General features: G+C 63.0%; 13 protein-coding genes. 9 read left to right on the top strand and 4 right to left on the bottom strand.

Annotation, left to right across the window (positions count from 1 at the left end):
- Positions 1-252: 252 nt before the first annotated feature.
- On the bottom strand, positions 253-1,011 hold the full coding sequence (locus CVS48_RS05010; protein ID WP_100853514.1) for a hypothetical protein: 759 nt from the start codon (positions 1,009-1,011) through the stop codon (positions 253-255).
- A gap of 230 nt (positions 1,012-1,241) precedes the next feature.
- On the opposite strand from CVS48_RS05010, the gene fghA reads away from it, so the two are divergent.
- From fghA to rpoH, 3 genes are all read left to right on the top strand, one after another.
- Positions 1,242-2,108 carry an S-formylglutathione hydrolase gene (gene fghA, locus CVS48_RS05005; protein ID WP_100853513.1) on the top strand — a complete coding sequence of 289 codons (867 nt, stop codon included), beginning with the start codon at positions 1,242-1,244 and terminating at the stop codon, positions 2,106-2,108.
- Positions 2,109-2,206: 98 nt separating this feature from the next.
- Complete coding sequence (locus tag CVS48_RS05000; protein WP_100853512.1) at positions 2,207-2,896, top strand: hypothetical protein; 690 nt, start codon at positions 2,207-2,209, stop codon at positions 2,894-2,896.
- A 155-nt stretch (positions 2,897-3,051) separates the two neighbouring features.
- The gene (gene rpoH / locus CVS48_RS04995; RefSeq protein ID WP_100853511.1) at positions 3,052-3,936 is read left to right on the top strand and encodes an RNA polymerase sigma factor RpoH; all 885 of its coding nucleotides are present in this window, start codon (positions 3,052-3,054) and stop codon (positions 3,934-3,936) included.
- 304 nt (positions 3,937-4,240) lie between these two features.
- On the opposite strand, the gene CVS48_RS04990 is transcribed toward rpoH, so the two are convergent.
- A complete protein-coding gene (locus CVS48_RS04990) occupies positions 4,241-5,032 on the bottom strand; it encodes a phosphodiesterase (protein ID WP_172616237.1) in 792 nt (263 codons plus the stop codon).
- A 233-nt stretch (positions 5,033-5,265) separates the two neighbouring features.
- Between CVS48_RS04990 and CVS48_RS04985 the strand changes: the two genes are divergently transcribed.
- Positions 5,266-8,010 (top strand): cation:proton antiporter, encoded by a 2,745-nt coding sequence (locus CVS48_RS04985; RefSeq protein WP_242001363.1) that lies wholly within the window; start codon positions 5,266-5,268, stop codon positions 8,008-8,010.
- 1 nt (position 8,011) lies between these two features.
- Here the strand turns inward: CVS48_RS04985 and CVS48_RS04980 are convergent, their stop codons facing one another.
- Positions 8,012-8,818, bottom strand: a complete 807-nt coding sequence (locus CVS48_RS04980) for an NUDIX hydrolase (protein WP_100853509.1) — start codon at positions 8,816-8,818, stop codon at positions 8,012-8,014.
- 300 nt (positions 8,819-9,118) lie between these two features.
- Here CVS48_RS04980 and coxB point away from each other — a divergent pair, with 300 nt between their 5' ends.
- From coxB to CVS48_RS04960, 5 genes are all read left to right on the top strand, one after another.
- Positions 9,119-10,276, top strand: coding sequence for a cytochrome c oxidase subunit II (gene coxB / locus CVS48_RS04975; RefSeq protein WP_100853508.1), 1,158 nt, complete (start codon positions 9,119-9,121; stop codon positions 10,274-10,276).
- Between the two features lie 103 nt (positions 10,277-10,379).
- Positions 10,380-11,987 (top strand): cytochrome c oxidase subunit I, encoded by a 1,608-nt coding sequence (gene ctaD, locus CVS48_RS04970; protein WP_100853507.1) that lies wholly within the window; start codon positions 10,380-10,382, stop codon positions 11,985-11,987.
- A 30-nt stretch (positions 11,988-12,017) separates the two neighbouring features.
- Positions 12,018-12,143, top strand: a complete 126-nt coding sequence (locus CVS48_RS29570; RefSeq protein WP_217482134.1) for a cytochrome oxidase small assembly protein — start codon at positions 12,018-12,020, stop codon at positions 12,141-12,143.
- 9 nt (positions 12,144-12,152) lie between these two features.
- Complete coding sequence (locus tag CVS48_RS04965) at positions 12,153-12,377, top strand: DUF2970 domain-containing protein (protein ID WP_100853506.1); 225 nt, start codon at positions 12,153-12,155, stop codon at positions 12,375-12,377.
- Positions 12,378-12,415: 38 nt separating this feature from the next.
- A complete protein-coding gene (locus CVS48_RS04960) occupies positions 12,416-13,291 on the top strand; it encodes a cytochrome c oxidase subunit 3 (protein WP_100853505.1) in 876 nt (291 codons plus the stop codon).
- A gap of 437 nt (positions 13,292-13,728) precedes the next feature.
- On the opposite strand, the gene CVS48_RS04950 is transcribed toward CVS48_RS04960, so the two are convergent.
- The gene (locus tag CVS48_RS04950) at positions 13,729-13,929 is read right to left on the bottom strand and encodes a twin transmembrane helix small protein (RefSeq protein ID WP_006392373.1); all 201 of its coding nucleotides are present in this window, start codon (positions 13,927-13,929) and stop codon (positions 13,729-13,731) included.
- Positions 13,930-13,957: the final 28 nt, after the last annotated feature.

Below are 13,957 nucleotides of genomic sequence, written 5' to 3'. Positions count from 1 at the left end.
TATTTATATCGGTGCGCCGTCATAGTGCATTAATATGGGGACACAATAACGGGCGCGCCGTTATTGGGCCGGTGCGCAGGGGTGTGCACAAGCAGATCCGAGCCTGCACCAAAATCGATCTATCTTGATTAATATGTCCCTATTTATTGGCGCATCCTTGGCCCATCGCGTGTGGCGAAAAATGCACAGCCGGACGAGCTCCGGCCCTCCAAGGGACCAATAAAAAACCCGCCAGGAAGGCGGGTTGGATACTCAGGAAGTTGCCGGGGGGTTGTTGCCCGGCGCCGGCGGCGCGGGCGAATCCGATTCCGTCGTGGCGGCGGGTTTCTTGCGCGGCCGGCCGCGCTGGCCCGGCGCCACGCGCCGGCTGGCGGTATGTGCCAGGCTGGCGATGAAGCTGGGTCCGCCCAATGCCCATTGGCCGGAGACGGCTTGATCAATGCGCTGGGATTCTTCCCGCGACAAGCCGTCTTGCAGACGCTTGCGGTAATTGGCCTGGCGGTCGAACGGCGTGTTGCCGCAAGCCCAGTAATCGGCGTGGTCCGACTGCCATTGCACGGGCGCGGCCGTGGTGTTGCCGGTGTGGCTGGCCGCCGAGGACCAGGGCCATGAATCAGGGTCTTGCGACGCGCCACTGCGCACGGGATATGTTTCCAGCCAGACCAGCGCCGGCAGCACCCACGCGCCCGGTTCCAGCAAGGCGGATCGGTAACGCCCCGCGAAGACCCGGCCACCGCGCAAGCGTGCGGCCAGGTTGCGGCCCAGCGTCTGCATCAACCGAGGCAAGCCTTCTTCGTCGGCGGGAGTCGCCAACAGCAGGATGCGGTCGTTGGCCAACAGCCAGCCGTGGACCGACACCCGATGGCGTTGAGCGGATTCGCCCAGCCAGGTGGCCAGTTGGTTCAGGATGTCGGCGGGCGCGGGTTGAGACGGCGCGGCCAGCGGCGAAATGAAGTTGGCCTGCACCAGTTGGGGCAGCCCAGGGGCGTACAGACGGGGCAGACGGGCCATAGTGTCAGGGCTTGCGTATCTGGAAGAACGGGTTGTCTTCGCTCACGGTATATAAATAGTGCCACGATGGGCGCTGGTCAAGTACCGCGATCACAATATGGGCACGGAATCGCTTTTTTTTGTCGTCCGGCCTGTATGCAGGGCAGGTTAACATTCGGCGACGGAACGTCGTACCGTGGATATACCCTAACCCGTCGACGAATTTTTCACCCCCAGACCGGAGAAGATCCATGCCCGTGGCCCTGGAACTCATTTCCCAGCATCGCTGCTTTGGCGGTACGCAGCGCTACTACCGCCATGAGTCCGCCCAGATCGGCCTGCCCATGCGTTTTTCGGTCTTCGTACCGCCCCAGGCCGAGCAAGGCCCGGTGCCCGTGCTGTTCTTTCTGGCAGGCCTGACCTGCACCGAAGAAACCTTCATGATCAAGGCCGGCGCCCAGCGACTGGCGGCGGAACTGGGCGTCATGCTGGTGGCGCCGGACACGAGCCCGCGCGGCGCCAACGTGCCCGGCGAAGACGAAAGCTGGGACCTGGGTACCGGCGCGGGCTTCTATGTGGATGCCATCACGCCGGCCTGGCGCGACCACTACCGCATGTATAGCTACGTGACCGAAGAACTGCACGCCATCGTCACGGGCGACACGTTGCCGGGCGATGCGTCGCGCACAGGCATCTTCGGCCACTCCATGGGTGGCCACGGCGCGTTGGTGCTGGCACTGCGCAACCCGGGCAAATTCCGGTCGGTGTCGGCCTTTGCGCCCATCGCCGCGCCCAGCCAGTGCCCGTGGGGCAAAAAAGCGTTTGGCGCCTACCTGGGCGACAACCCCGCCGAGTGGGCCGCGTATGACGCGGCCTCGCTGATGCAAGGGCTGAAGCAGCCCTTTCCCGGCGGCATCCTCATCGACCAGGGCGAATCCGACCAATTCCTGGCCGAGCAGTTGTATCCCGAGGTGTTCGAAGCCGCCTGTGCCACCGCTGGGCAGCCGCTCACCCTGCGCCGCCAGCCCGGCTACGACCACGGCTACTACTTCATCTCTACCTTCATCGAAGATCACATCCGGTTTCACGTCGAGCGGCTTGGAAAACCGGCGGGGTGAAAGCCCGCTTCTATACTGGGAAGCCTGCTGCGGCAGGCTCGCGGTGCCCCTGGCGCATCGGGCCCTGAGCCGGGCTGCGCTATATAGGAACGCCTGACTTGATCAACGGTATCGCTCCCTTCGTCTGGATTCTTCTGGGCGCCCTTGTCGTCCTGCTGCCCGGCCTCGTCATGCTGCTGAGCCGCGGTGGCCCGCGTGACGAACGCGGCCGCAAGATGTTCCAGTTTCGCCCGGTGCGCCGCCTGTTCGGCCTGATGCTGGTGTTGCTGGGATGTGTTTGCGGGCTGCTGGCCTTGTCGCTGGTGCAGTTTTACAAGCTGACTACGGACGAATCCGTGGCCCGGGTCGAGGTCCGCCAGCAGGCGGAAGGCCAGTTCCAGCTGACGACCACCGCACCGGGCACGGGCCCCAAGCAATATGTGCTGTATGGCGACCAATGGCAGATCGACGCCCGGGTCGTGCGCTGGAAGCTGCCGGCGCTGATGGCGGGCGTGCCGCCCTTGTACCGTCTGGAGCGCTTGTCGGGCCGCCACAGCGACATCGCGCGGGAAGCCTCGGCCACGCGCTCCGTCCACGCCCTGGACGATTGGCCCGCGCCTGATCTCGGGTCCTTGAAGAAGAGTTTCCCGAACTGGTTCCCCTTCGTCGATGTCCAATTCGGAAGCGCCGCCTACATGCCGATGTTCGATGGCGCGAAGTACCAGGTGTTCATGGACCCGCGCGGCGCCTTGTTCATCCGCCCAGACGGTGAAGCAACGGCAGAGGGCTTGAAGCGCCTGGGTTGGTAGCCCCAGTCGACCCCCGAACGGCGCGTCAAAAAAATAGGGACGCGCCACAAACTTGAAACTTTGACGCGCCGCAATAGTCGTATTAGCACTCCCTTTACTAGAGTGCTAACATCGAATCCATGTCGCTATCCCTTCGCTTTCCGGAGACCCCCGCTATGAAGCAACCCAGTACCTCGTTGGCCGCGTCTGGCAACGCTCTGGCGTTGGCCATTGCCAATCCGGGCGCACTTGGCACGATCGACGCGTACATTTCCACGGTCAACCGCTTGCCGGTTCTGTCGGCAGAGCGTGAAACCGAGTTGGGCCGTCGCCTGCGCGACCAGGAAGACCTGGGTGCCGCGCGCGAACTGATTCTGTCGCACCTGCGCCTGGTGGTGTCGGTTGCGCGCCAGTACCTGGGCTATGGTTTGCCCCACGCCGACCTTATCCAGGAAGGCAATGTTGGCCTGATGAAAGCCGTGAAGCGCTTCGACCCCGAGCGCGGCGTGCGCCTGGTGTCGTTTGCCGTGCACTGGATCAAGGCCGAAATCCACGAATACATCATCCGCAACTGGCGTCTGGTCAAGGTGGCCACCACCAAGGCTCAGCGCAAGCTGTTCTTCAATCTGCGCAGCATGCGCCCCGACGGCCAAACGCTGGACCCCGACCAGGTCGATCACATCGCCCGCGAACTGAACGTGCGCCGCGAAGATGTCAGCGAAATGGAAGTGCGTATGTCCGGGCGCGACATGTCGCTGGAAAACCAGGATGACGATGACGACAGCTATGCGCCCATCGCCTACCTGTCCGACGACGGCCGCCAGGAACCCACTCGGGTGCTGGAACGCGCCGCGCGCGACCAGCTTCAAAGCACCGGCCTGACCGGCGCGCTGGATGCGCTGGACGCCCGTTCGCGCCGCATCGTCGAGGCGCGCTGGCTGCAGGATGACGGCGGCGCCACGCTGCATGAACTGGCGCAAGAATTCGGCGTATCCGCCGAGCGCATCCGCCAGATCGAAGCCGCCGCGCTGAAGAAAATGCGCGGCAATCTGGCTTCCTGATGGTTGGCTGATTTGCCGGGTAACGTCTGAGCTGGGCCGCGCAAGCGGCCCTTTTCTTTGCCCGGCGATTCCTTGCGTGACACCCTGCCAAAAATGGGTGCCAATAAATTGATACAAATTCGCCGCTAAATTTCGTGCTCTTGCAGAAACTTAATAATGAGAGCGCCGCCTAAGTTCATGTAGACCGCGAACTTTAGCTAGTTTGCAGTCTTGCCATCCGTCTCGGCTTCTCCTCTTTCCCCTCCCCTATGAGACGGATGCTTGCGGGGCACCACATATATTCGTATATCTGGTGCCCCGATTTTTATGCGGCTTGCGCGTCGTCCGGCGCCAGCGCCGTATGCCACAGTGCGTCCTGCACGCGGCGCACGCCCGTGGCCATTGATCCATCCTGATAAAGCTTGATCCAACGGTAGCCTGGCGCCAGGTTGTCGACCACATGCTTGCCGTCGCGAATACTGAACTGAAAGCAGGTCGACGGCGTGGCCAGCATGCGCAGGTTGTGGCGGCGGCGGTCGAACTCATGATGGACATGGCCCCACAACAGCACGCGCGCTTGCGGCCACCGCGTCAGGCGCTTGAACAGCGCCTGCGGGTTGTCGATCATCATCGAGTCGTGCCAATGGCTGTCGATCTGCATGGGGTTGTGGTGCATGGCGATCAGGGTGTGGCGGCCGGGCTCGGCGGCGAGCGCCGCCTCCAGCATGTCCAACTGGCTGTCGGGCAAGTGGCCGGCATTGGAACCGGGCACCGTGGTGTCCAGCGTCACGACGCGCCAGGCGCCCACATCCGTCACGGGCGCCGACCATTGCGGCAACTCTTGGCGCATCACGGCCGGTTGGTCGTGGTTGCCGGGCAGGCAACGGATCTGCGCGCCCGACAGCACGCCGGCCTGGCCAAGAATGGCCGCAAAGCGCCGGTAGGCGGCGGCCTCGCCGTCTTGCGACAAGTCGCCGGTGGCCAGCAGCAGGTCGGGACGTTTGCCGTCGGCTTCAATCTGGCGCAGCACCGCGCGCAGGCTCGCGTCGGTATTGACGCCCAGCATCGCGGTGTCGGGTTCGCCGAACAAATGGCTGTCGGTCAACTGGACCAGCATGGCGGGCGCGTCGTGACGGCGGGCCAGAGGGTGGACGCGTGGCAAGTGCCGCTCCTGCGTAGTTTGCACGTTTGCACATTACCCAAAAAACAGGGCGTGGCGCGTATCAGCGGCGGCACCTAGGGTAACGAAACGTGCATTCTCTACGATTCCCTACAGTTTCCCGCCCTGCCTCACTGAAAAATGCCGCTATTCTTGTCGCACCTCTCACTGCTCGGGACGTGGCAATACCCATGGATGTAGGATTTCTCGTATTCGGCTTGGCCGGATTGCTCACACTGGTTTGCTTTATGCCGCCGCTGGCCGGCCGGCTCAAGCTGCCTTATTCGGTATTGCTGGCTATCGTCGGGTGTTTGCTTGGCATCATCATCCACGTCCATGGTTGGGCGCCCAGTTGGATCGCAGATTTTCTCGATTCACTGGAACGCTTTGAAATCTCGTCCGAAACCTTCCTGATGGTGTTCCTGCCGGTGCTGTTGTTCGAGACCGCGCTGGCCATGAACGTGCGCCGCCTGATAGACGACATCGGGCCGATCCTGATGATGGCGATTGTGGCTGTCGTGGTGTGTACCGTGGTGGTCGGGGTGACGCTGGACGCGATTTCGCCCTACGGCCTGGTGGTCTGCCTGCTGTTGGGCGCCATTGTGGCGACGACGGACCCGGTCGCCGTGGTGGGCATTTTTCGGGAAGTGGGCGCGCCCAAGCGGCTGACGACACTGGTCGAAGGCGAAAGCCTGTTCAACGACGCCGCGTCCATCGCTTTGTACTCGGTGCTGCTGGCCGTGCTGAGCGGTCACGGCGAACTTACCGTCAGCGGCATCTTCAACGATTTCATCGTGCACTTCATCGGGGGCGGCATCGCGGGCTTTGCGATGGGGCGGCTGGCTTGCTTCCTGTTCGCCTGGCTGCGCGGCTTTCCCACGGCCGAGATCACGCTGACGTTGACGCTGGCCTACCTGTCCTTCTTTATCTCGGAGCACTACCTGAACGTGTCGGGCGTGGTGGCCACCGTGATCGCGGGTCTGGTCGTGGGCTCCACCGGCCGCACGCGCATGTCGCCCACCACCTTCGAATACCTGGCCAGCGCCTGGGGGCAATTCGGCTTCTGGGCCAATTCCCTGATCTTCCTGTTCGCGGCGATGCTGATCCCCAAGCTGATGGCAGCAGCGGATTGGCAGGAACTGCTGTTGGTGGCCGTGGTGTTCGTCGCGACCCTGGTGGCGCGCGCCATCGTCGTCTTCGGCCTGTTGCCCCTGCTGGGGCTGACGCGCCTGGGCACCAAGGTCAGCAACCCGTACAAGGTGGTGATGCTGTGGGGCGGACTGCGCGGCGCCGTATCGCTGGCGCTGGCGCTGGCCGTGACCGAGCAGACCGGCGTGCCGGAAGAGGCGCGCCAGTTCATTGCGGTGGCCACCACCAGCTATGTGCTGCTGACGCTGTTCATCAATGGCATCAGTCTGCGGCCCTTGATCCGCATGCTGGGCCTGAACCAACTGTCTTCGGTGGAACGCACCATCCGCAACCAGGCGCTGGCCGTGGCGCTGGAAGACCTGCAAGGCAAGACGGATGAAGTGGCCAAGACCGAACACATCGGCACCGAAGTGCGTGACCGTATTCGCGCCGTGTTCGACGCCAGCCTGACCAGCGTGCACGATGGTCAGGTCAGCCAGATGAGCGACGAGCAGCGCGTGGCCGTGGGCCTGGCCATCGTGGCGCAGCGCGAAGAGGAAATGTTCTTTGACATCCTGAAGGCGCAGATCGTGGACTGGCGCATGGCCGAGACGCTGTTGGCGCGCGCCGAGCGGCTGGAAGACGCCATCCGCCTGGGCGGCGTGCCGGGTTTTGAACGCGCCATCGTGCAGGACGTGCGCTATTCCACCGCCTTCCGGCTGGCGTTGCGCATGCATTACGTGTTTGGCTTTCAAAGCTGGCTGGCGCGCGAACTGGGCCAGCGCTTCGCCAATCTGATGAGCAAGCGTTCCGTCGCGCAACGGCTGATTGTGTTTGCCCGGGAGCAGATCACGCCCTTGCTGGGCGAGGAGGCGACGCAGCGCATCGTGGCTTTGCACCAGCGTCGGCTGGATCTGGTCGAAAACGCCCTGCAGGCGTTGAACCTGCAATATCCGTCCTACGCGTTATGGCTGCAGGAAAGCTATCTGGGCCGTGTCGCGCGCGAACTCGAGCGCATCCGCTATCGCGACATGCTTGAGCAATTTTTGATCAGCGGCGAGGTCTATGCGGACCTGATGGCGCAGTTGAAGAGCCGGTGGGCGCATATCGACGCGCACCCGCCGCTGGATATTGAAATGAGCGCGGCCGAGCTGATCAAGCGCGTGCCGCTGTTCGAGGGGCTGTCGCCGGATTCGCTGCGCGCCATCAGCAAACTGCTCAAGCCGCGTCTGGCGCTACCCGACCAGCGGGTCTTGACCCAGGGGCGGCATGGCGAGGAAATGTGCTTCGTGGCGTCGGGCGCCGTGGCGGTGCATCTGCCCGACAACACCTTGATCGAGCTGGGCAGCGGCGAATTCTTCGGCGAACTTGGCCTGCTGGGCGAACAGCAGATTACGCCCGAGGTGACCTCGTTGGGCTACTGCAAGCTGTTGATGCTGTCGTCGCGAGACTTCCACGCCTTGCTGGCGCGCGATGAGCATCTGCGCGAGCGTATCCAGGTGGTGGCCAAGCAGCGCCTGCGCGCCATCGAAGTGTGGAAGCAGTTCTCGCAGGCGTCGCACGCGGCGCCCGCCGCCACGCCCGCACCCGTCTCGGCCCCCAGCCCGGCGCAGGCGGCGGAAGCGGCCGAAGCGGCGGGCGTGACACGTGAACTGGAGGACGCCCGCAAGGACGAGGCTCGGGAAGAAGTCCAGGAAGAATCCCGGGAAGAAACCCAGGACAAGATCCAGAACAAGACCCTGGACGGCGGCGCCAGCGGCATGCAAGATCAGCCGGCGATCGATGCGCCGGGAATGGCGCCCCGCTGATTCAGATCTGGCCGGCGGCCTGGCGTTGCATGATGTCTTCGACGATCACCAGCGCCGCCTCCAGCGTGAATTCGCCTTCGGCTATCTGGCGCAGCACGGTCGGCACGTCCACGGTGGCGATCTCCATGACTTCACCGTCACGGTTGGCGGGCCGCACGCCCGCCGCCAGCACGCAGGTGCTGGTCAGCACGTCTTCCACCTGATAACCCTCGGGTAGCCGGCGATGAATGCGCAGGATGGTGCGCAAGGGCGTGCGGTTGGCCAGGTCGGGCGCGTCCAGGCCCGCTTCCTCGCCGCATTCGCGCACCAGCGCAAGTTCAAGGTCTTCGCCGCTGCCCGCCAGGCCACCCACCAAGGTGTCCCACATACCGGGATCCGTCGACTTGCTGAGCGCGCGTCGCGCGACCCACATGCGTCCGTCCGGCGTCCAGGCGTTCAGATGCACCGCGTGGGTCAGCAGGCCAAGCGGGCGGACGGCCGCGCGCTCGATGACGCCCAGCGCGTCGTCGCCGTCCATCACGTCCAGCAGTTCATCGCGCCAGCCACGCAGGCAGTTGGCTTGACGCAACAGTTGCGCGGTATTTTCCAGCACGGCGTTCAGTGCCGCGCCGGGTGTCAGGTGCGCGCCGATGTGCAGCGCGGCCTCGTCGCAGATGACGCCGGGCGCATCGCGCAGTGCGTCGCAGGCGGCATGCGTGGCCCAGCCGCAGCGGCGGCCCGCTATATATAAAGCGTGCGCGCCGTCGGGGGCGGGTTCCTGCGCGCGCGCGCACAGGTCGGCATACAAGTCGGGCAACTGCTTGGGCATCGTGGCGTGTCGTGATGAGGTTGCCGACGATTTTATGCCACACGGTTTGCGGCGCGCGTCAAGGGTTGAAGCTTGGGCCGGCGCAGATGGGGGCGGGGCCCTTTTATTCAAGAGGCCTGTCTTACATCTATTTGCGTGTCCGCTATAATCCGCCAGTTTCTTTGTGATTTCGAGTGGGAACGCGGGGGCCGCTCTATCTCCCTGCTTAACCCTGCCATCTAATAATTGCGCGTAGTCCTGTTGAAGTGACACTCGTGCCACTAGGCGACAAGGGCCCTCGCGCCGTGTTTCGAGGTAAGCATGAAGAAGTGGAGAGGGATACTGGGGGCTTGTGCGATGCTGATTGGCAGCGTGGCCGGTGCTCAGGTGCAAGACATGCCCGGCGGCCCGAAGGTCAATCAGCTCAACCTGCATGAAGGTGTGACCGCGATTTCGCGCGACATCATGTGGCTGCACTGGCTGTTGCTCACGATCTGTATCGTGATCTTCATCGGTGTGTTCGGGGTGATGTTCTATTCCATCTGGGCGCACCGGAAATCCCGCGGGCACAAGGCCGCGACGTTCCATGAGCATCTGGGCGTGGAAGTGGCCTGGACGGTCATCCCCTTCATCATCGTCATCGCGATGGCGTTGCCGGCCACCAAGACGGTCGTGGCCATGAAGGACACCTCAAGCGCCGACCTCACCATCAAGGTCACCGGCTATCAATGGAAGTGGGGCTACGAGTACCTCGACGGCTCCGCCGCCGGCGTCAAGTTCCTGTCCACGCTGTCCACGCCTCGCGCGCAGATCGAGAACCGCGAGCCCAAGGGCGAGTTCTATCTGATGGAAGTGGACAACCACATGGTTGTGCCGGTGGACAAAAAGGTCCGCGTCGTGCTGACCGCGGCCGATGTCATCCACTCGTGGATGATTCCCGACTTCGGCGTCAAGCAGGATGCCATCCCCGGCTTCCTGCGCGATGCCTGGTTCCGTGCCGACACCCCGGGCATCTACCGTGGCCAGTGCGCGGAACTCTGTGGCAAAGACCACGCCTTCATGCCCATCGTTGTCGAAGTGCTGGCGCAAGCCGACTACGATAAGTGGGTTGAAGACCAAAAGAAGAAGATGGCGGCAAACGCCGACGATCCCAATAAAGAGTGGACGGAAGCCGAACTGGTTGCCCGTGGCGAAAAAGTCTTCGCCGCCAATTGCGTGGCCTGTCACCAGGCCAACGGCAAGGGCATTCCGGGCAGCTTCCCACCGCTTGACGGAGACAAGGTTGTGCTGGGCCCCCAAGCGGCCCAGATCAACACCGTGCTCAAGGGCAAGCCCGGCACCGCCATGGCGGCATTCGGCGGGCAGCTCAATGATGTCGAGATCGCAGCGGTCATCAGCTATACACGCCATGCCTGGAGCAATGCAGGCAAGGGGCAGGACCCGACGGTTCTACCGAAGGACGTTGCGGCTGCGCGCTGATCGCGCACCCTACGCCTACACCGATAGAACCGGTTCCGTTTAGTTAGAGATACCCTGCCGGTCCCGTGGATCGGGGCCGGCACTCAGCAGGAAGGAGTCCATCATGAGCAGCGTCACTGTAGACCACGTGTCGCCGGGCCACGGCCACGGTCACGATGACCACCACCACGCCATGCCCTCGGGCTGGCGCCGCTGGCTTTTCGCCACGAACCATAAAGACATCGGGACGATGTATCTCATCTTCTCGTTTGCCATGTTGCTGGAAGGCGGCACGCTTGCCTTGCTGCTGCGTACCGAATTGTTCGAGCCGGGCCTGCAATTCTTCCGCCCCGAACTGTTCAACCAGTTCACCACCATGCACGGCATCATCATGGTGTTCGGCGCCATCATGCCGGCCTTCGTGGGCTTTGCGAACTGGATGATCCCGATGCAGATCGGCGCATCCGACATGGCGTTCGCGCGCATGAACAACTTCAGCTTCTGGCTGCTGCCGGTGGCCGCGATCATGCTGACGGCATCGTTCTTCGTACCGGGCGGCGCCACCGCCGCGGGCTGGACGCTGTATGCGCCGCTGTCCTTGCAGATGGGTCCGGGCATGGACCTGGGCATTTTCGCGATGCACTTGATGGGCGCGTCCTCGATCATGGGCGCAATCAACATCATCGTGACCATCCTGAACATGCGCGCGCCCGGCCTCACGCTGATGAAGATGCCGCTGTTCTGCTGGACCTGGCTGATCACCGCGTTCCTGCTGCTGGCCGTGATGCCGGTGCTGGCCGCCGCCATCACCATGGTGCTGACCGACCGCCACTTCGGCACGGGCTTCTTCAACGCCGCCGCCGGCGGCGACCCTGTGCTGTATCAGCACGTGTTCTGGTTCTTCGGGCATCCCGAGGTCTACATCATGATCTTGCCGGCGTTCGGTATCGTGTCGGCCATCGTGCCCGCGTTCGCCCGCAAGAAGCTGTTCGGCTACGCCTCGATGGTGTACGCCACAGCCTCCATTGCCGTGCTGTCGTTCATTGTGTGGGCCCACCACATGTTCACGACGGGCATGCCGGTGACCGGGCAGCTCTACTTCATGTACGCCACCATGCTCATCTCCATCCCGACCGGGGTGAAGGTGTTCAACTGGGTCGCCACCATGTGGCGCGGCTCGATGACGTTCGAAACGCCGATGCTGTTCTCGATCGGCTTCATCTTCGTGTTCACGATGGGCGGCTTCACCGGCCTGATCCTGTCGGTGGCGCCCATTGACATCCAGGTGCACGACACCTATTACGTGGTGGCGCACTTCCACTACGTGCTGGTGGCGGGTTCCCTGTTCGCGCTGTTCGCGGGCGCTTACTACTGGGTGCCGAAGTGGACGGGCCGCATGTACAGCGAAAAGCTGGGCAAGCTGCACTTCTGGTTCACGCTGATTTCGTTCAACGTCACCTTCTTCCCCATGCACTTCCTGGGGCTGGCCGGCATGCCGCGCCGCTACGCCGATTACGCCGCGCAGTTCACGACGTTCCACCAGATGGCCACCATTGGCGCGTTCTGGTTCGGCTTGTCGCAACTGATCTTCCTGTGGGCGATCGTGCGCTGCTACATGGGCAAGGGCGAACCGGCGGCCGCCAAGCCGTGGGAAGGCGCCGAAGGGCTGGAATGGACGGTGCCGTCGCCCGCGCCGTTCCACACCTTCGAAACGCCGCCCGAAGTCAAATAAACCGTCTTCCACGTTTCAGGTAGCACAGCAATGACACCCGAGCAGCGCCGCCGTAACAAGATTGCAGGATGGGTCCTCGTGGCCTTCGTCATTGCCGTGTTTGGCTGGACCGTGTTTCGCGGTTCAGCCCTGCTGACCGGCAACGCGGTCAACTAGGCCCAGACCATGAGCGACGATCTGCACGAGACCTCCCGGCGCAAGCTGAGTTTCCTTCAGACCATGAAGGCGGTGGCTTGGGGGTTCTTCGGTGTGCGCAAGGGCGCGGGCCATCAGGAAGACATCGCCAAGCTGAACCCGGTGCACGTGATTGTGGCGGGGCTGCTGGCGGCGGCAATCTTCGTAACTGTGCTGGTTTTAATTGTGCGTTGGGCCGTTTCCAGCCTGACTTGAATCACTTAATTCTATAAATCTGTACCAGGGAGAAAGCCATGAGTGCAAGCCACTCGGTTCAAGGTAAAGAGGCACCGTACTACTTTGTGCCCGCCGACTCGGGTCATCCCGTACGCACGGCGGTGGCGCTGCTGTTCATGGGGCTGGGCGCCGCGGCCTGGATCAACGGGGTCGGCTGGGCCAAGTGGTCTGTCCTGGCGGGGTTCATCGGCCTGATCGTGGTGCTGTATTACTGGTTCGGCGACGCCATCCAGGAATCCGAAGCCGGCCTGAACAGCAAGCGCATCGACGGGTCATACCGTTGGGGCATGAGCTGGTTCATCTTCTCGGAAGTGATGTTCTTCGCGGCGTTCTTTGGCGCCCTTTGGTACACGCGCACGATCACCACGCCATGGCTGGGCGACATCGATCACCGCCTGATGCTGTGGCCCGATTTCAAGGCCGCGTGGCCCAACTTCGGACCGGCCGGCGTGGTCGAGGAATTCCAGACGGTCGGCCCGTTCTGGCTGCCCACGATCAACACCGCGCTGCTGCTGTCCTCGGGCGTCACGCTGACCATCGCCCACCATGCGCTGCGCGAAAATCATCGCGGCAAGACGATGTTCTGGCTGGCCGCCACGGTCATCCTGGGCTTCATCTTCGTGGCCTGTCAGGCCGCGGAATACCACCACGCCTATACCGAACTGAACCTGAAGTTCAATTCGGGCGCGTACGGTTCGCTGTTCTACATGCTGACCGGGTTCCACGGGTTCCACGTGATCCTGGGCGCCACGATGTTGACGGTGATCCTGGTGCGCCTGATGCGGGGGCACTTTACCGCCGACCATCACTTTGGATTTGAAGGCGCGGCCTGGTATTGGCACTTTGTGGACGTGGTGTGGCTGGGGCTGTATTTGTTTGTGTATTGGTTCTGATGGGGTGTGTCGGTTCTGAGCTTGGGTGTTGGCGCCGATGTGGTGTGATGGTGCTGATGTTGTGTGATGGGTTACGCGCGTTCGGGGCCGGGGTATTGGCGGCGAATTCGGCGCGCTTCACCCATCCTACGGGTGAGCTGCCGGACATCGTAGGATGGGTGAAGCGCGGGAACTCCTGCGCAAGAACCCTGTCGATAATCGCGCGCAACCCATCAAGCAGCGGTGAAGTGGTGCAAGCCCTCCAACGGAAGGTTGCGGTGTGGCCAAGCTTGGTGATTAGGGTGGGGTTGCTTGATGGGTTACGCGCGTTGGATATCGGGGTTCTTGCGGCGAATCTTGCGCGCTTCACCCATCCTACGTTGCCAGCGTCGTAGCCGCGGCCATAGCCCCGGCCGAAGCCGTAGCCATAACCATGGCCACAGCCACAGTCACGGCCATCACCGTAGACCCGTGCTTTCGATCCAGCCCATGTGATGGGCGAACAGCACGAACAGGAACAGGGCGACCGACAGCCCGATGCGTACCGTCAGCGCATTGACGGTGCGGTTGGTGGACCCTTTGTCCCGCATCAGATAGACCAGGGCGGATGCCAGACTGGCCAGGATTCCGATGAAGGCCAGTACGACGAAAACGCGCATGGTGGTCTCCGGACAAAACAGAGTTAGC

Origin of the sequence: Achromobacter spanius (genome assembly GCF_002812705.1) — a bacterium.
Lineage (GTDB): Bacteria > Pseudomonadota > Gammaproteobacteria > Burkholderiales > Burkholderiaceae_B > Achromobacter > Achromobacter spanius.
The sequence above is the reverse complement of the archived record's forward strand: the minus strand, read 5'-3'. Positions and strand labels throughout refer to the sequence as shown.